We start from the raw sequence: 18570 nt of genomic DNA, 5'->3' as shown, positions 1-18570 counted from the left end.
GCAAAAGTCTACAAGTGTGGAAATCTAGATATTAAAGGTGAATTAATTTTCACATCTTGGCAATGCTACTTAAGATTACATGGGAAACAATATAGTTATATTCCCCAACCTCAAGGAAAGAGGGAATAGTACGCAAATAGCGGAAATAACAGCTACCAAGTATGACGATGCCGAGCAGCAATTTATAGAACTGCTAGCTACGGCGAATTTAGATAATCAAATAGAAAAAGAATCTGCGAAAGTTCGGGAATTTGAGCAGGCTCTCTCGACAGCAATCAATGCTGCCTATAAAAACGGTAATGGTGATGACCAGGCTCATCGGTTTCTGCAAAGAATACTCTATCGGATTAATCGGCTAAAGTTGTTTTGGTATGACGATTTGCGGCACTATGAAAATGAGCGATCGCTTTATATATCTTCGTGTCGCAACCAAATCGAAGCGGCTTGGCAAGGATGGGAACTAGCGCAAATCGATGTGTCAGCACTGCAACAACTAGATGTCAAACAAGCACTGATTGAGCGCGCGTCTGTTGATGTAGATCCAACTTTATCGCCGGATAGTCGCTATATTCGCGAAGAAATGAGTGAAGCTGGCTATCGTCACTTATTAGCCATTGGCTCGTTTGATGGCTTAGTAGAAGGTAGCCGTATGACCTCCATTTTGGGCGGTGCGGCGAATGAAGTGCAGTGTACGCTGGTGCGAGTATTTTTGGAAGAATACGGCAACGGTCGTTTATCGCGCAAGCACTCGACATTTTTTGCCCAAATGCTAGCTGAGTTTGGCATGAACACCGAACCAGAGGGATATTTTGATTTAGTGCCTTGGGAAGTCCTCGCTTGTGATAATCATAATTTCTTAACGACGGAGCGTAAGCGCTATTTTCTCCGCTACAGTGGTGCGTTGACCTATTTTGAGGTAGCTGGCCCGGCGGCTTACAGAAATTATTTAGCGGCAGCGCAACGACTGGGACTGTCAGAGGCGGCGATGGGTTACTGGGAACTGCACATTCGGGAAGATGAACGCCACGGTCGTTGGATGTTGGATGATGTGGCTTTGGCTTTGGCAGAAAAGTATCCCAATGATGCGTGGGAACTGGTACTTGGCTATGACCAAGAAAAACTTATGGGCGATCGCGCAGCGAAAGCTGTTGTCCGATCAATACGTGAAGTTGAACAAGCTACCTGACCCATAAATGAAAGATAGCAATTAAAAATAACAGCTTCGGCGCTGAGATTTTTAATTCAATATTACCCATTTTCCCAGAAAAGAATTTCTTTAGTGAGCGCTTAATCACTAAAGAAACAGTTTCTATTGCTTTCATGCAGTAGAACTGATTTTCTTCGACATTGATTATACATTAAAGTTGAATCGAGGTCACAATGAAAGACATATTTTTTTGTCCTGAAGAATCTAATTTCTACTCCAATTGTTTAGAAAACTTAGTTCTAAGGAATTGTGAAAATGCTGAGTCGATTGTTGAGTTTGGTTCAGGTGATGGTACTCCTGTCATCAACTCATTGTTGAGGAATAAATTTGAGGGAGTAATACATGGATTTGAATTAAATACCTCTGCTTGGAAAGCTGCCAATTTAACAATCGATGAATATAACCTCGCTAACAAATATATTATCAATAACTCATGTTTATTTAAATCTTCTAAACCTCAAGCCCAGTATCTCGTAGCTAATCCTCCATATCTCCCTGCGCCAGATCCAGATATTTATATGCCATTACTATTTGGTGGTATAGATGGAGCAACAATTACTAACAATCTCTTATCTTTAGGTTATGAAAATGTGCTAGTTTTAATTTCTAGCTTTTCTAACCCTACAAGTACAATTGAGCAGGCACAAGAACAGGGATATACAGTGAGCAATTTTATAGTTTTACCTTTAAAATTTGGTTACTATAGCTCTGAGCCAAAAGTTAAACAACACATCGAAGAGTTGCGGAATCACAAAATGGCATTTTATTCTGGTGAATATTACTTCTTAGCTGGAGTTTTATTCAATAAATGTCAAAATAATACAACTGATTTATCTAAGGAATTAGCTCAGGTAATGACAAGTTTGTAAACTAATTAAGAGCAAGCATTGCTAATAACTGCGATTCTTGTTAATTCCTTACCTTCATAATAGTATGATTGAGAGAGGAATCGCCGCCTGCCAAGAAGGGACATAGCGCATGGACAAGACCACAAATATCCTATTCCCAATTCCCCATGCTCGTCAAATCCCTCGTAATTTACTCAAGGGATTGAGCTTAACTATATAAGTAAGTTTGTCTCAGTACGGCTTCTATGGAACCTAAGCGCTGATATTCTTGTATAAGGTGTTGAGCTTTTGTTTCTCGCTTATTTAAGCTAAGTCTCAAGGATGATAAAAAATTAACATCAGGGTCATCTTTAAGAGCAATCTCAGCTGCTGCTAAAATCTTAGTTGCAGTCAAAAAAATCTCTTCGTTGTCAAATCCTTCTTTTGCTGAAATTTGATGTAAAGTTGCATCTGGGATTGTTGCTCTACCTAACAAAGATTCGTCTAAAACTAAACCTTTTAACAAAGCTAACAAAGCTGCGTACAGCGAAAAATCATCACAACTATCAAAAGCTTTAAATTCAATCCGGCCTACTTCTGCTGGAATACGTGCGACTTTTGTCAACGCAGGAACACTTTGAATTAGTTGTTCTGCTTTTTCTACAAACACTAGCGTTGCTGGCCTTTTTCCTGTTCTAACAAATGTTCTTACCGAAAGTCCTTCCCACAATCTGCCATCATAAAAAGGCGAACTATAGCTAAAAGGAACTATATAAGGACTGTAATAAGTCAATTTTCTGCCAATATCAATTAGTTTTTCTACAGACAAGTCTGCTACAGATATATTTAAATCTGGCCCGTATGTCACCATATAAATATTGGCAGTATGTTCGTCGGGATAAGCTTGTAGATATTTTATTTCATAATCATTTAATGGCGGTTGTGGCTCAAAAACTGTCTTGTAGGGATTAAAACTCGTCAAGATGGGTGAGAATCCGTAATTAGCAGCGATCTCACGCAATAAGCTAAAACTTTCTGATAATTCATTAATTGCACCTTGAATATTAGAGTGTATAGTTGTTCTGATTTCAATGCCTTTAGGTAAACAATCTATTACCTTATCGGAGTCTGCAAATCTTTCAAATCCTTCAATATACCACCTCTTCTTTTTAATACCAGCATCACCCACACGTAATTGAGCATAATCATCGGGGTATGAGGGTAACCTTTCGACAATTTGATTGAAATCAGCAAATTTAGTCCGAGAAAAATCAGCAATCTTTCCTTCTGCATTAAGGAAAGCGACTTCATGTTCAATACCGAAAAAAAACATCATTATATTCCTGAAATATTTGAGGTTAGGTTCAATCTAATGCCAGGTAATTAATCAGCAGATCCAATTTTGGTCAAACTGCGTATTAAGTCTTATAGCAATCTCAAAAGCATGGTTAGGATACTGCTTGAGGTATTTGTCTACCCATTCGCAGAGAGCCTCTCTTCGTCAACAGCAAGCTATATGAGATATATTCGCAATAAGTAGTGTAGTAAAACTGTAACATTTGCTGCAATAATTTCAGCATTTTTCAGTTTAAATATGATTTCATCTGCTTCTTGAAGCTTAGAGACTCGCAACCAGTCCTGATTGATTACCAATTTAAGTAGAAAAATTATCAATATTTTTAGAAGAGGACAAAAAATTGAGTAGTAGCGATTTTGTCACTCTCACACTTTGATAATTTCTTTGCTAATGCCCAAATAATTTGGCATTCACTAACTTATTTAAAATTAGATTAAAAAAAGGTTATGTGTATTTAGCTACTATCTTATAATGCTCTTAAAATACTGTATTTTGGTCAAGTTACCGCAGTTTAAGGGTAAAAAATTGATGAATCTGTGGCAGAGTAATTTTAAATTAAGGAACCGCTTAACTGAGTTGGTTCAAACTTATAGAGTTAAAGCTTTGCACTCTCTAAAAAAGTGGTACGGGTATTCTTTGTGGAGCCTGGTGTCTCTATTTTTGGTAGGAGTAAGTTTGAGTTTAGTGCTGGCTGCGTGTGGGGGTAAAGTCGATAATAATGCTAATAGTGCTGCTCTAGCCTCCAAGACTGATGTCAACCTCACATTTGTTTCCTACTCGGTTACCAGTGCTGCATATGAGCAAATCATTCCCAAGTTTATAGAAAAGTGGAAAAAAGAGCATAACCAAAACATCAGTTTCAATCAGAGCTACGATGGATCTGGTTCTCAGACTTTGGCTGTGATTGATGGCAAAGAAGCTGATGTGGTACACCTGTCACTTGCCATTGACATTAATAAACTTGTTCAAGCAGGTTTTATTCAACCAGGTTGGGAGAAGGAAGCACCTAATAATGCAATTGTTACTCAATCTGTAGATGCGATCGCCATTCGTCCAGGTAATCCGAAAAATATTAAAACCTGGGCAGATTTGGCAAAAGATGGCGTTAAGGTAGTTACAGCCGATCCGAGAACCTCTGGTGGTGCGCGCTGGAACTTCCTTAGCCTTTGGGGTGCTGTGACAAAAACTGGTGGTAATGAGAATCAAGCAATCAACTTGATTTCTAAAGTCTATAACAATTTACCTTTGTTGCCTAAAACTGCTCGCAGTGCTAGCGAACTGTTCTTCAATGAAGGACAAGGTGATGTGTTACTCAACTATGAAAATGAAATGATTTTATTGGCAAAAAAATATGGTGAAAAAGTTTCATATATTGTGCCTGATGTAAATATCTCCATCGACAATCCTGTTGCTGTTGTAGACAAGAATGCCGATAAACATGGCAATCGCGCTATTGCAGAAGCATTTATGCAATTTCTTTACACTCCAGACTCGCAACGAGAGTTTGCTAAATTAGGCTTTCGTCCTGTCGATTTGACGATCGCAAAAGAAACGGAAAGCAATTTTCCCAAAATTAAAACTCTCTTTAAAGCTCAAGATTTAGGCGGATGGGACGAGATTCAGAAAAAATTCTTTGATGAAGGTGCTATCTTCGACAAAATTCGCTCTCAAAAAGCTTAACAGTATTAAAAACGCGCTTCATCGGCCTCTTCGTTGACTTTTATTTCTCGTGGAGGCTAATAAAAAACAAATTTTCACAGTCTTTAAAGTTAAATATGTAACAGTTTAATTACCTTGAAGGTAGCTTAGTATGTACTGTATGGACTGAGGACAGCTTGAGGTATGAGTTTATGAAAAGTGTCGTTCAATCCCCCTATAGTAGTGAACAAGTTGCTGCCTGGTTGCGTGGATTGCTCACTATTGCTCTGGCAGATGGTGACTTTGACGCTCATGAAAAGCAATTAATTGCTAGTATCACTGAGAATGAATTAGCTCCCAGTATTAACTTCGATTCGCTGGAAGTGATCACACCAGAGGAACTAGCCATCATTTTGGGTAAAGGTACATCAGCAGCAGAAAATTTCTTGCGTACAGCGGTGATGGTCGCGATCGCAGATGGTACATATTCTCCCAGCGAAGACCAAGTTCTGCAACAGTTGTGCCAAGCTTTAGGACAACCCAAGGATTTAATCGAAGCTCTGCGTCATACTTTAGAACATACAGAACATCTAGATCCTGCAATAGACAGTTTCCTACAGCGAGAACCATCCGAGCAACCGTCCTTAACAATTGCGCCCTATGCACCTCCCCATGATGCACTCGATCCCCTGCGCGATTGGATGGATGGACTCGATATTCAAGACCCTAGAGTTGCCCGCTTTTTATGTAAAATGATTCCTTCACAGTGCCCTTTTGAACGGGATGTTACACTGTTTGGACGCAAAATTGTTCATATTCCGCCATTATGTAAAATTAACCCGCTTTATGAACAAATGGTAGGCTTACGTTTTCGTGCCCTCTCCTATTTGGCAGATGACTGTGGTGAGGATGTTTCGCCATATATTTAATTAATAGTCATTGGTCATTAGTCATCAGTCATTAGTTCTCCTAGGTGAATAAGTTCGTAGTAAGCACTTTAGTGCTTGAAAATACAGGACTAAAGTCCTGAACGGGTTCGTTAGTCGCTGATAAGGGACTTGGGACCCCCACAAAGTGGGGATTGGAGGAGAACCCCCAAGACCGTGCTAACTCACTACGAACTCACCAACATTAATGACATAGAGCACTAGTGACAAATGACAAATGACAAATGACAAATGACTAATTATGCAATTTATCGATCAAGCAGTAATTGAAGTAGAAGCTGGCAAAGGTGGCGATGGCATTGTTGCCTTCCGACGCGAGAAGTATGTGCCAGCTGGCGGTCCCTCTGGTGGTAATGGCGGGCGAGGTGGTTCGGTAATTTTTGTGGCTGTAGAAAATCTGCAAACTTTGCTGGACTTCAGATATAATCACCGTTTTCAGGCAGAAAATGGTGGTCGTGGTGGCCCAAATAATTGCACTGGAGCATCAGGAAAGGATTTAATCATCGAAGTTCCTTGCGGTACTTCTATTTATGATGCCTCAACAAGTGCTTTGCTAGAAGATTTAATCGAACCAGGACAACGTTTTCGGGTTGCGGAAGGTGGTAAAGGTGGACTAGGAAATCAGCATTTCTTGAGTAACCGCAACCGCGCCCCAGAATACGCCCTCCCCGGTTTACCAGGGGAAATGAAAGTGCTGCGCTTGGAATTGAAACTTTTGGCAGAGGTGGGGATTATTGGGTTACCAAATGCCGGCAAATCTACCCTAATTTCATCTTTGTCAGCTGCACGTCCTAAAATTGCTGATTATCCCTTTACTACCCTCATTCCAAATTTAGGTGTAGTACGTAAACCTTCTGGTGATGGTACAGTTTTTGCTGACATTCCCGGATTGATTGAAGGGGCTTCTCACGGGGCGGGGCTGGGATACGATTTTCTCCGTCACATTGAGCGCACAAGGGTACTGCTGCACTTGATTGATGCTACAAGTGAAGATGTGGTGGGTGACTTCATCACCATTCAGCAAGAATTAAAAGCCTACGGACGGGGTTTAGCAGAACGCCCACAAATTTTGGCGCTAAATAAAATTGATGCAGTCGATCGAGAAACTGTAGATTTAGAAGCGTTGGCTACCGAATTAAATCATCGTTCTTACGCTCCGGTTTTCATAATTTCAGCAGTTACTCGCACTGGATTAGAGCCGATGTTACAAGAACTTTGGGGAATTCTTGACCAAATTAATGCTGCTGAAGAAGTCGAAGTATTAGGTTAGGTGAAATTCTATGACCATTGCACAGACACAACAATATTATTCACCTGAAGAATACCTAGAACTAGAGGTTAATTCTGAAGAACGCCATGAATATATTGATGGTCAAATTATTCTTATGACAGGTGGAACACCAAATCACAATCAAATAGCTGGCAACTTTTATAGTGCGTTAAATTTTGCTCTCAAGCGCCAACCTTATCGAGTCTTTTTCACTGACCAACGTCTCTGGATTCCTAACAGGCGAATTCACACTTATCCTGATGTGATGATGGTGAAAACTCCTTTGGAGTATGAGGAAGGAAGAAAAGACACTCTGATTAATCCAGTATTTATTGCTGAGGTGTTGTCAAAATCTACTAAAAGTTATGACCGAGATGAAAAGTTTGCTGCTTACCGGACAATTTCTAATTTTCAAGAGTATGTTCTAATTGATCAATACAGGATGCACGTTGAGCAGTATTTTAAAACAGAGAACAATAAATGGATATTTTCAGAATATGAAGATGGGGATGTAATTTTATCCCTTGCTTCTGTTTCTTTTCAAATTTCGCTGGTCGATATTTACGATAATGTGGATTTTGATGTGGAAGAAGAATGATGGAATAAGATCATGCAGAGGCGCAAAGGCGCAAAGTTGTTTTTTACGTCTTTGCGTCTGGTAAAGGAATGCTGAGTTAAACTTTGAAAAACCAGCGTTGGCGATACATAATTACTGCAACTAACCACCATAACAACACGGTAACAAGGGCAAATAATAGCGAACCGTTAAATGTTCCAGCCCAAGATGCGAAAACATTCTGGTAAATCCAATCGTAGGTGCTGGGGGCTTTTTCACCAGTGCCAATATTGGTTCTGACTAAGATTTTAATCAGTAAAACAGAGGCAACGAAAAGGGCGATCGCATTTAAGCCCATGATTTCAAATGGTTTACTCCAGCGACGTATGCGCCGGACTTCGATGAGTTCGTAACAAGCAGCTAACAACAGTAATGCCCAACCACTGGTAAAGAGAACATAGGAACTCGTCCAGATTTTTTTGTTGATGGGAAATGTCCAGCCCCACGTCCAACCAATAATTAAGCAACCAATGCCAAATAATGCCAAACCTATGCTTACACGTGATTGTACTGCCTGACTACGTATCCATTGTCCTGTGAAATAGCCAGCCAGGACACTAACAATAGCGGGAATGGTACTGAAAAGTCCCTCTGGATCTCCCATGAAGTTGAAACCATCACCCTTATACAAATGTGCTTTCGGTATAATCAATCGATCGATATATGCGCCGAAGTTACCTTCCCTTGTCAATACGCCAGCACCATAACCAGGTACGGGTAGATACATCATTGCCAACCAATAGCCAATGAGTAGTACAACTGCTAATATCCATTGCCCTTTACGTGGTAACTTGAGGACTGTTAAGGAACCAAATAGATAAGCTAGACTGATTCTTTGTAACACCCCCATCAGCCGGATGCTGCTCAAGTCGAAAGTCCAAATACCTTGATTCCAAAAACCGTTGAGCAGCAAACCTAAGGCAAAGAGAATCGCAGCGCGGCGCAAAATCCGCCAGTAAACAGCTGATTGAGGTTTTTCGCCTTCGGTGTACTTTGACAGCGAAAAAGTCATCGCCATACCGATAATGAACAGAAAGAAGGGAAATACCAAGTCAGTTGGCGTGCAGCCGTTCCATGCGGCATGGTCTAAGGGAGGATATTTATCATCTGCGACTCCCGCCATATTAACGAGAATCATGCCAGCAATGGTAATACCTCGAAAAACATCAAGTGAGGTTAGGCGCATAGCAGGAAATTTGTCTTTTAAAGATATAACTTTACTCCTGCTGTTGCAGACGAGCAAGGAAAGTTTTTAGACCAACATCCAAGTTAAAATTTTGTAAAGGACTGACGTATCAGTATTTGAGAGTGACCTGACACGAAGCGACTATGCTAAAGTGCGATCGCGCCTAGCTTTAATGGCGGCTTGCACCTCTAAAATTCAATTATCTGGGCAGACACAAAATAAAAACCAAGCTTTAGCAACCTCAGCGAGGCGGGTGTAAGGGAAAGAACGCCGCTTTCATTTATTAAATCCTAGACCAGAGCGATCGCTCTGGTCTAGGGTTGTCGCTACTGAAAATGCCCAAACTGGCTGAGCATTAACCTGTTACTAATTTGCAAAGAAACTTAATACACATTTCATGCACACGTGTGCAAAAATAAAAACATGAACAAATGCACACGTGTGCATAAAGCATAAAACAACCATTTAACAACGCAAAATCGAAAACGAAGACATATGTCTCAAACTCTAAATGCCATAGAGCAAGCTCAAAACAATCCCTTGCATTCGCTAGAAGAATGGGAAGAAGACGTACTTAATCGCTATCCCGATCCGGACAGCATAGTTCAAGAAGGTAAAACTACCGCAGAGTACAGGAATTACGAAAATACTACCAGAGACACAGTCAAAGAGTTTTATCGATTAAATCATATTAATCAAACCTATGACTTTGTATTAAAAAAACAAGAAGAGTTTTCCAAGTTTGACAAGACAGAAATGTCAATTTGGAATGCACTGGAATTTTTGAATCAATTGGTAGATGATTCAGATCCGGATACAGATTTAGATCAATTACAGCACTTGTTGCAAACATCAGAAGCTATTCGTGCTGATGGTCATCCTGACTGGATGGTACTTACTGGCTTCTTTCATGATATGGGAAAGGTGCTTTGTTTGTTTGGGGAGCCACAATGGGCTACTGTAGGTGATACCTATCCTGTAGGTTGTGCATTCTCTAATAAAATTGTTTTTTCGGAATTTTTTCAAGAGAATCCTGATTACAATAACCCAAAATATAATACTAAATATGGTGTTTATCAGCCGAATTGTGGATTGAGTAATGTACATATGTCATGGGGACATGATGAGTATTTTTATCGCATCATGAAATCCTATTTGCCTGAACCAGCATTGTACATTCTTCGCTATCACTCATTTTATCCTCAACATCGAGAAAATGCCTACGAACATTTGATGGATGAACGCGATCGCGAAATGTTTAAGTGGGTAAAACTATTCAATCCCTACGATTTGTATTCAAAAAATCCCAATCCTCCAGATTGGCAACAACTCAAGCCATACTATGAAGATTTAGTGGCTAAATATTTACCTGCAACAATTAAATTCTAAAGCTCTAATAGAGGCAAAGATCGGGATGAAATAATACTGCACACACATACATCATATCTAATAGAGCTTGTTGAGATTAAGATGATTTCTGCTGCTAATCATGCGCAAAAATTATTGAGCAGGCTGAAATTAGGTGGTCTATTTTCCTAAATTTGGCACCGAATTAGTATCAGTGTAAATATACAATGAGCGTGCAGATTTTCTTGAAAAACAACCAATTAAAAAAGATTTTTATTGCTATTCTACTACGTTAGATAGAAGAAAATAGTCAATTTTTGTATTAAATTACGTTTGTAATAGCGATAAAAACTAAGTTTACTTGGCAAACAATGCAGAAGGATTTTCTGGCAGAGTAATGTACTACATTTTATTAAGTCAAATGCCCGCCCCTTGTGCTTTATGTTTGCTGTTGGGGATTGTTATTGTACAACAGCTTAGTTGGCAAAATCTAGATCACAAATCAAATCTTTCTCTACAATGCTGTTAATTTTTATGAATATGCTTTAATCTGTAGCTGTTAATTTGGTTAAACTGATAAATAACCTTAAATCCGCTTATTTATCTCCAATACTTCTCTAGAACTAGAAAAAGGGAATAACTATTATTCCTTTAGTAATAAACGGTGTTTTGAGAAAAAGTTTATTTTGAGATTAACTACAGAATAAACGAAGAGAAACTTGTTTTCATTCACCTACTTTTAAATAAGTTTTACAAACAATGGTGTAAATATTTAAAGTAGTTTAGCGAACATCGTTTTCCTTTAAAAAGCAAAAAATTTAATTTAGTGGAACTGTAGCTATAACTCCAATCGCATTAGAGCACGGTTTGAGAGGAGTTGAACTGGCAAAAGCTATCAGTGTCACTAACTTAGGTCTGAAAACTTCAGTCCTAGTTCATAGTGGGATGACATTGCAGATTTATCTGCTGCTGACCTTCCTGAAATAAAATTCGTTGTTAGATACAGATGAATATGAAGAGAATTGCAATCGCAGTTAGCATCTTAGGTTTACTCAGTGGTACTGTTGTTGGTTGCACAAATAGCTCTCCCAATGACAACAGTGCTGCTAACACTGATAACAATACTGCTATCAACACTAGTGCCCAGACTAAAGCTAGTAATCAGAATGGCAAATTGCGAACAGTAGGTGTTAGCCTTGGCGACTTAGGTAATCCCTTCTATGTAGCAGTGCAGAAAGGCGCTGAGAGACAAGCCAAGAAAATCGGCAATGTCAGAGTTAATGCGGTTTCCAGTGGCTTTGACCTCAATCAACAAACTAACCAAATCGAAAATTTCACCGCTGCGAATACTGACCTAATTATCCTCAGCGCTGTTGACAAAAAAGGAGTCAAACCGGCAATTGACAATGCCAGACAAGCAGGTAGGGTTGTGATTGCGGTAGATTCAGCCGTTGATGCAGATGTCGATGCGATGATTAGCTCTAACAATACCCAAGCTGGAGAGATTGCTTGCAAATATATAGGCGATCGCCTCAAAGGACAAGGTAACGTAGTCATCCTCAACGGTACGCAGATGGATTCCATCGTCCAGCGAGTTGAAGGCTGTATGACTTCATTGTCTAAATATCCTGGGATAAAAATCCTCTCTAAAGACCAGAATGCAGAAGGAACAAGAGATGGCGGACTCCGAGTCATGACAGACTTGCTCACAACCTTTCCTAAGATTGATGCTGTTTTTGCCACTAACGATCAAAGTGGGGTAGGAGCAGATTTAGCAGCCAAGCAAGCAAGACGCAAAGAATTTTTTATTGTTGGGGTTGACGGTTCGCCAGATGCAACCAAAGCAATGGAAGACAAAGATGGTCTGTTTGCTGCAACTGCTGCTCAAAATCCAGCAGGGATGGCTGAACAAGCGGTTCAGGTTGGTAACGATGTCATCCAAGGCAAAAAACTTAGTAATTCCAACATTTTGGTTCCAGTCAAGTTAGTTACCCGAGAGAACCTCAGCAGTTACAAAGGCTGGTAGTTCTTGAAGCGGACAAGGGAGAAAGAGCTCTTACTAATGCTCACTACCTATTGACCCTTGATTCTTGACTCAGAGATTTTTTAAATAGGAAATATATGAAAGTGAAAAAGATTGCGATCGCAGCTAGCATATTAGGCATTCTCAGCGGTACTGTTATTGGTTGCTCAAATGGCGCTCAGAATGGCAACAGTGCTAGTAACACTGATACCAACACCGCCACTAACACTGCAAGCAATACTAGCGCCCAGACTAATACTGCCACTGGTGATAAAAAATTACGTTCGGTAGCCTTCACGGCTGGCGATCTCAGTAACCCCTTTTTCGTCCTGATGGGGGACGAAATTAAGGCAGAAGCCAAGAGAATTGGCGGTAATAATGTGAAAGTTAGTGTGGTTTCCAGTGCCTATGACCTCAACCAACAAGCCAACCAAATTGAAAACTTTACTGCTTCCAACACCGACGTAATTATCCTGAATGCTGCTGATAAAACTGGTATTAAGCCAGCAGTAGATAAAGCCAAGCAAGCCGGTAGAATCATAGTTGCAGTAGATACAGGTGCAGAAGGAGTAGACGCCACCGTTACTACTAATAATGCGCAAGCTGGAGAGGTTGCTTGTAAATATATTGCTGACCGACTCAAAGGCCAAGGAAATGTAGTAATCGTCAATGGACCTCAGGTGGAATCAGTAATTCAGCGAGTTAATGGCTGCCAGAATGTATTGGCGAAATATCCTGGGATAAAAATACTTTCTCAAAACCAGAATGCAGAAGGCAGTCGGGATGGCGGACTCAGAGTTATGACTGACTTGCTAACAACCTTTCCGAAAATAGATGCTGTTTTTGCCATCAACGATCCGAGTGGGGTAGGAGCAGAACTAGCAGCTAACCAAGCACAACGTAAAGAGTTCTTTATTGTTGGGGTCGATGGTGCGCCTGAAGCAATCAAAGCGATCGCCAACAAAGATGGTATATATGCGGCAACTGCTACGCAAAATCCCCGTGGGATGGCAGCAAAAGCAGTTGAGGTTGGTAACGACATCTTGCATGGGAAAAAGCCAAGTAGTCCTACCATTCTGATTCCAGTCAAGTTGATCACAAAAGATAACGTTGCTACAGAAAAAGGCTGGTAAGGAATTGGGCATTGGAAGGGAGATGAGAGGGAACAAGGAGAATTGTGAACTATGCCCCATGCCCAATGCCCTATGCCCCAATATTGTTTTTACAGGATGTGTTCATGACAATAAGTACTGAAACTTCTTTTCCTGATGCGCCAACTGTCACCCCTGTATTAGAAATGCAAGGGATTACAAAACGATTTCATGGTGTACCTGCTCTGCAAAATGTCAATCTCACGATTTATCCGGGAGAAGTTCACGCTCTTATGGGCGAGAACGGAGCAGGCAAAAGCACATTGATGAAAATCCTGGCTGGGGCTTACATCGCTGATGAAGGCGAGATTCGCATCAATGGTAACCCCGTGAAAATTACCGATCCAGCGACAGCGCGACAGGCGGGTATTAATCTCATCTATCAAGAACTGAATGTTGCACCCAATTTAACCGTTACCGAAAATATGTTTATGGGTAGCGAGTTACGCAGAGGTCAGTTTTTAGATCGCCAAGGCATGGAAGAAGAAGCACGGCAAGTGCTGCAAAGCCTCGGTGCTAGTTTTGCGATCACTGATATAGTCGGTACTCTCTCAATTGCCGAACAGCAGCAGGTAGAAATTGCCAGGGCCCTGAAAGATAAAAGACGCATCTTGGTGATGGATGAGCCAACAGCTGCACTATCTGACCGCGAGACTGAGCGTTTGTTTGAGGTAATTCGCAAACTGCGAAATGACGGCATTGCCATTATCTATATCAGCCACCGCATGGAAGAAGTTTATGCCTTGGCGAACCGCATTAGCGTGCTGCGTGATGGTCAATACGTTGGCAGTCTGACACGAGAGGAAATTTCTGCCCAGCGATTGGTACAAATGATGGTCGGTCGTCCTATGCAGGATTTTTACGAACATCAGCGGCGAACAAATTTTGGGCCAGTGGTGCTGGAAGTTAGAAATATGAGTGACGGCCGCAAGATTGAGCCGGCTAGTTTTGTAATTCATGCTGGCGAGATTCTCGGTCTATCCGGGCTGGTTGGTGCAGGACGCACTGAACTATCCCGGCTAATTTTTGGTGCTGACCGCAAGGTAAGTGGTGAAGTATTTCTAGATGGCAAAAGACTAAATATTAATAGTCCTAGTGATGCCATTGCTGCCGGCATAGGCTATGTCCCAGAAGACCGCAAAGACCAAGGTTTGTTTCTGGAGATGAGTTCCCGGAAGAATATTGCTCTCAACAGGCTCAAGCAGGATGCAAAGGCTGGTGTTGTTAACTGGGGTTCAGTCAATCAGATTGCCACGGAAGCGGTAGAAAACTTTCATATCCGGCTTGCCAACCTGGAAATTAGAGCCGTGGATCTTTCCGGTGGTAATCAGCAAAAGCTGCTGCTGGCGCGCTGGCTAGCCATTAAACCGAAAGTATTGATGCTCGATGAGCCGACACGCGGTGTAGATATTGGTGCCAAAAGCGAAATTTACCGGATTATGAGCGAACTGGCAGCACATGGGATTGCGATTTTGATGGTTTCCAGCGAACTACCGGAGATTGTCGGCATGAGCGATCGCGTCTTAGTGATGCGAGAAGGGCAGCTGGTAGGCGAACTAGACGGCAGCCTTGGCAAAGAAATTACCCAAGAAAATATTATGCACTATGCCACAGGAGCAGGGGAGGTAGTAAGATCATGAGTCAAACTGTAAGACCTGCCAAAAATAGACCAGGCACGCAACCCGTGTCGCGCCAGCGTCAATCAATCAACAATCTTATCCAGGTTGCAGGTATTCTGCCGATTCTGGTACTGATCTGCATCTTGTTTTCGTTTTTGTCCCCCAGCTTTCTCTCAGCTGGTAACGCCGTCAATATATTACGGCAGGCATCAATCAATATTGTGCTAGCGACAGGAATGACGTTTGTCATCCTCACCGGTGGTATTGACCTTTCAGTTGGGTCAATATTGGCTGTTTCTGCCGTAGCTACACTGATAGTATCCTTGGTTCCAGGTTTGGGCTGGGCGGCTGTGCTGGCTGGGCTGCTGACAGGATTGGTTTTGGGCTTAGTGAACGGCGCTTTAATCACCTTTTTGGATGTGCCACCCTTTATTGTTACCCTCGGTTCACTTACCGCCTTGCGGGGTGTTGCCTATTTGATCGCCAAGGGGACAACAGTTATTAACCGTGATATCAATTTTGCTTGGGTAGGTAATAGTTATTTGGGACCCATTCCCTGGTTAGTAGTCATTGCCCTACTTGCTGTCGCAGTTAGTTGGTTCATCCTGCGACAAACTGTTTTAGGAGTGCAGATATATGCAGTTGGAGGTAACGAACGGGCAGCACGCTTAACTGGTATCAAAGTCAATCGCGTCTTGCTTTTTGTCTATGGCGTCAGTGGATTACTGGCAGGTTTGGCAGGAATCATGAGTGCTAGCCGTTTATATAGTGCTAGTGGCTTATTGGGTCAAGGTTACGAGTTGGATGCGATCGCTGCTGTAATTCTTGGTGGCACCAGCTTTACAGGTGGTATTGGTACTATTGGTGGTACCCTACTAGGCGCATTGATTATTGCTATTCTCAACAATGGTTTAACCCTGTTAAACCTATCTTTCTTCTGGCAACTAGTCGTCAAGGGACTAGTAATTATCTTGGCGGTAATGATCGATCGCCTCCGCAGACGTACCAGATGAAAAATCAAAAGATTTAAGGCGATATGCAGCTTAATCTTCTGTTACAAGTCCATCAAATTTTAATGGTACTCTAATGTGAAGATTAAGCTCCTGACAAACAATATGAGCTAATGGCTGACTATTAAAGCGCTCTACACGGTATCCTATCACAGTTTCAATTAACCGCCTCAGTCGTTGCAAAACTGTACTGATTTAGGTCATAGCTATCTTGCTGGAGCGCATTCCCTAAGAATATTTTTTTCTTTTCCATTAATAAATTTAGGGGTTCGGGATTATCTCTCTGCATTACCTTTTACCCTACCCTGCGGGAGCGTTAACCTTTCTGTTATGTGTGCTTTCCCGTAGGGATACGGGAACGGCTAGCCTTGCGCAACGTTAAGGGCGGATGCCGAACAGCGAACGGGTGAAGTTTAGACCAACGATACAGGTTTTTACAAGTATCTCGTTTAATATCATGCTAAAAAATTTTTTGTACAGTTTTCCACTCTTATTTTTGTTATGCCCAGCAGCCTGGGCAATACCCTCAAACAATAATTTGAAAATTGCTGATGCAGCAGATAATAATGGCAGCATTCAGGAACAGGTAAATTCTGTATCTCAGCTATCAGATGTACAACCAAACGATTGGGCATTCCAAGCACTGCAATCGCTGGTAGAACGCTACGGCTGTATTGCAGGTTATCCCAATGGCACCTACCGCGGCAACCGTGCCCTAACTCGCTATGAATTTGCCGCAGGTTTGAATGCCTGCTTGAATCGGATTGGTGAGCTAATTACTACCAGTACTAGCGAGCTAGTCAATAAGCAAGACTTAGCAACATTGCAACAGTTGCAGCAAGAATTTGCCGCCGAATTAACAACCCTACGTGGGCGGGTGGATGTGTTAGAGGCACGCACAGCCACACTCGAGCAACAACAGTTTTCTACTACCACTAAATTAAATGCCCAAATTATTACTGCTGTTAGCGATACCTTTGGTAACAGAGTTGGAGGCGATCGCGATGAATCCAACGTCTTCTTTGCAACTCGCGGTCGTCTCCAGTTAGAAAGCAGCTTTACAGGCAAAGACATGTTGCGAGTCCGCCTGGAGTTTGGTAACTTTACCAATCCTGATGGCACTAGCCGGATTGCCGCAGCCACTGGCACAGGAATGACGCGCCTGAATTTCGATAACGACAGCAACAATACACTAATTGTGCCCCACATCCGTTACTACTTTCCAGTTAGTGATTCCCTCTCCTTCGTGGTCGGTCCGGTGGGTATTGGCTACAACGACATCACAGAGAACGTAACTCCTGCCACAATTGCCGATGATGGCAATGGGATTCCCTCACTATTTGGTAAAAACAGTCTTCTGTTCGAGCGCGGTGGCGGCGGTGGCGCGGTTAACTGGAATATCAGCAAAGACTTGGTTTTGACCTTAGGCTATTTAGCAAACAGTCCCAATAACCCAACTCCGAAAAATGGCTTATTTGATGGTGGTTACAACGCTCTGGCCCATCTAGTCTATCACGGCAACCAAGCAGCAATTGGTGTCGCCTACTCTCATGGATATAACCCTGCTGGCACTGTTGATATCACAGGCGGCAGGGGCAGCGCCTTGTCAATCGCTCCCTTTGGTAACCGCATTGCTACTTCCAACGACATCGTCGGTGTCCAGGGATACTATCGCTTTTCCCCTAACTTCCAAATCCATGCTTGGGGTGGATATATTTGGGCAACTGCCGAGAGTTCTGGTTTGAGTGATGTTTCTAATGGCAGGGGTGGAACAGATTCTCTATTGGTCAATAGTGGTAACACTGCTAATGCTTGGTTTGGGGCAGTTGGTCTCTCCTTTCCAGATTTTGGGGGTAGAGGCAACCTTCCGGGAATTCTCGTTGGTATTCCACCTCATGTTACTAACAGTGATGTCCGTCAAGAGAATGACAATGCTTACCACATCGAAGCTTTTTATCGCTTGCGAGTCAACGATAACATCTCGGTGACTCCTGGTTTCTGGGTAATTCTCAATCCAGAGAACAACAGCAACAACGATACTCAGTATGTCGGTGTACTGCGTACTACCTTTGATTTCTAAATCTGCTTTTCAACACAACAGTTTTGTCAGCCAATCGAGGGTTCTAAAAAAGTGATTACGCGAATAACTCAATTTGGCAAATACTTCTCACTTAATATCTACGAAATATAACTATGACCTCCACTACTACTCGTCGGAAAGCAAACACGTATTATGTGATCTTGATTGCTGGTGCGGCTGCGCTGGGTGGCTTTTTGTTCGGTTTTGACACGGCTGTAATTAACGGCGCAGTTGTAGCTTTATCAAAAGCCTTTAACACTAGTAGTTGGGTGACTGGTCTTGCAGTCTCGCT

Annotated in this window: 14 protein-coding genes and 1 pseudogene; 12 read left to right on the top strand and 3 right to left on the bottom strand. The window is 41.9% G+C overall.

Translation table 11 applies throughout. The features are described 5' to 3' along the window. Positions 1–79 precede the first annotated feature (79 nt). Together BV372_RS10400 and BV372_RS10395 are read left to right on the top strand one after the other, a co-directional pair. Positions 80–1186, top strand: a complete 1107-nt coding sequence (locus BV372_RS10400) for an iron-containing redox enzyme family protein (protein WP_086686430.1) — start codon at positions 80–82, stop codon at positions 1184–1186. Between the two features lie 194 nt (positions 1187–1380). Beyond that, the gene (locus tag BV372_RS10395; protein ID WP_086686429.1) at positions 1381–2076 is read left to right on the top strand and encodes a class I SAM-dependent methyltransferase; all 696 of its coding nucleotides are present in this window, start codon (positions 1381–1383) and stop codon (positions 2074–2076) included. A gap of 187 nt (positions 2077–2263) precedes the next feature. On the opposite strand, the gene BV372_RS10390 is transcribed toward BV372_RS10395, so the two are convergent. Beyond that, positions 2264–3367 (bottom strand): glutamate--cysteine ligase, encoded by a 1104-nt coding sequence (locus BV372_RS10390; protein ID WP_179198043.1) that lies wholly within the window; start codon positions 3365–3367, stop codon positions 2264–2266. 552 nt (positions 3368–3919) lie between these two features. Here BV372_RS10390 and BV372_RS10385 point away from each other — a divergent pair. From BV372_RS10385 to BV372_RS10370, 4 genes are all read left to right on the top strand, one after another. Further along, positions 3920–5071 (top strand): sulfate ABC transporter substrate-binding protein, encoded by a 1152-nt coding sequence (locus tag BV372_RS10385; RefSeq protein ID WP_086686453.1) that lies wholly within the window; start codon positions 3920–3922, stop codon positions 5069–5071. Between the two features lie 170 nt (positions 5072–5241). Then, positions 5242–5958, top strand: a complete 717-nt coding sequence (locus BV372_RS10380; RefSeq protein ID WP_086686427.1) for a Mo-dependent nitrogenase C-terminal domain-containing protein — start codon at positions 5242–5244, stop codon at positions 5956–5958. A 259-nt stretch (positions 5959–6217) separates the two neighbouring features. Continuing rightward, positions 6218–7246: a GTPase ObgE gene (obgE, locus tag BV372_RS10375; RefSeq protein WP_086686426.1), complete on the top strand. Its 1029-nt coding sequence runs from the start codon at positions 6218–6220 to the stop codon at positions 7244–7246. Between the two features lie 10 nt (positions 7247–7256). Continuing rightward, positions 7257–7844: a Uma2 family endonuclease gene (locus BV372_RS10370; RefSeq protein WP_086686425.1), complete on the top strand. Its 588-nt coding sequence runs from the start codon at positions 7257–7259 to the stop codon at positions 7842–7844. 76 nt (positions 7845–7920) lie between these two features. Here the strand turns inward: BV372_RS10370 and BV372_RS10365 are convergent, their stop codons facing one another. Next, complete coding sequence (locus BV372_RS10365; RefSeq protein ID WP_086686424.1) at positions 7921–9048, bottom strand: acyltransferase family protein; 1128 nt, start codon at positions 9046–9048, stop codon at positions 7921–7923. Positions 9049–9543: 495 nt separating this feature from the next. On the opposite strand from BV372_RS10365, the gene BV372_RS10360 reads away from it, so the two are divergent. The 5 genes from BV372_RS10360 (at position 9544) to BV372_RS10340 (ending at position 16201) form a co-directional block, all read left to right on the top strand. After that, complete coding sequence (locus BV372_RS10360; protein WP_086686423.1) at positions 9544–10437, top strand: inositol oxygenase family protein; 894 nt, start codon at positions 9544–9546, stop codon at positions 10435–10437. Positions 10438–11407: 970 nt separating this feature from the next. Then, complete coding sequence (locus tag BV372_RS10355) at positions 11408–12421, top strand: ABC transporter substrate-binding protein (protein WP_086686422.1); 1014 nt, start codon at positions 11408–11410, stop codon at positions 12419–12421. 95 nt (positions 12422–12516) lie between these two features. Next, positions 12517–13551: an ABC transporter substrate-binding protein gene (locus BV372_RS10350; protein ID WP_086686421.1), complete on the top strand. Its 1035-nt coding sequence runs from the start codon at positions 12517–12519 to the stop codon at positions 13549–13551. A gap of 104 nt (positions 13552–13655) precedes the next feature. After that, positions 13656–15209, top strand: coding sequence for a sugar ABC transporter ATP-binding protein (locus BV372_RS10345; RefSeq protein WP_086686452.1), 1554 nt, complete (start codon positions 13656–13658; stop codon positions 15207–15209). Then, positions 15206–16201: a ribose ABC transporter permease gene (locus BV372_RS10340; protein ID WP_086686420.1), complete on the top strand. Its 996-nt coding sequence runs from the start codon at positions 15206–15208 to the stop codon at positions 16199–16201. The genes BV372_RS10345 and BV372_RS10340 overlap by 4 nt, the downstream gene beginning before the upstream one ends. Before the next feature lie 30 nt (positions 16202–16231). On the opposite strand, the pseudogene BV372_RS37510 reads toward BV372_RS10340, so the two are convergent. Then, positions 16232–16384: pseudogene (locus BV372_RS37510) on the bottom strand (IS982 family transposase); the annotation flags it as partial. A gap of 271 nt (positions 16385–16655) precedes the next feature. On the opposite strand from BV372_RS37510, the gene BV372_RS10335 reads away from it, so the two are divergent. Further along, entirely contained in the window at positions 16656–18278 is a 1623-nt protein-coding gene (locus tag BV372_RS10335; RefSeq protein WP_086686419.1) for an iron uptake porin, read from the top strand. The last annotated feature ends 292 nt before the right edge of the window (positions 18279–18570 follow it).

It is taken from the genome of Nostoc sp. T09 (assembly GCF_002154695.1).
In the GTDB taxonomy this organism is placed as follows: domain Bacteria; phylum Cyanobacteriota; class Cyanobacteriia; order Cyanobacteriales; family Nostocaceae; genus Aulosira.
Note: the sequence above shows the minus strand (reverse complement) of the source record. Positions and strands in the feature narration are given on the sequence as shown.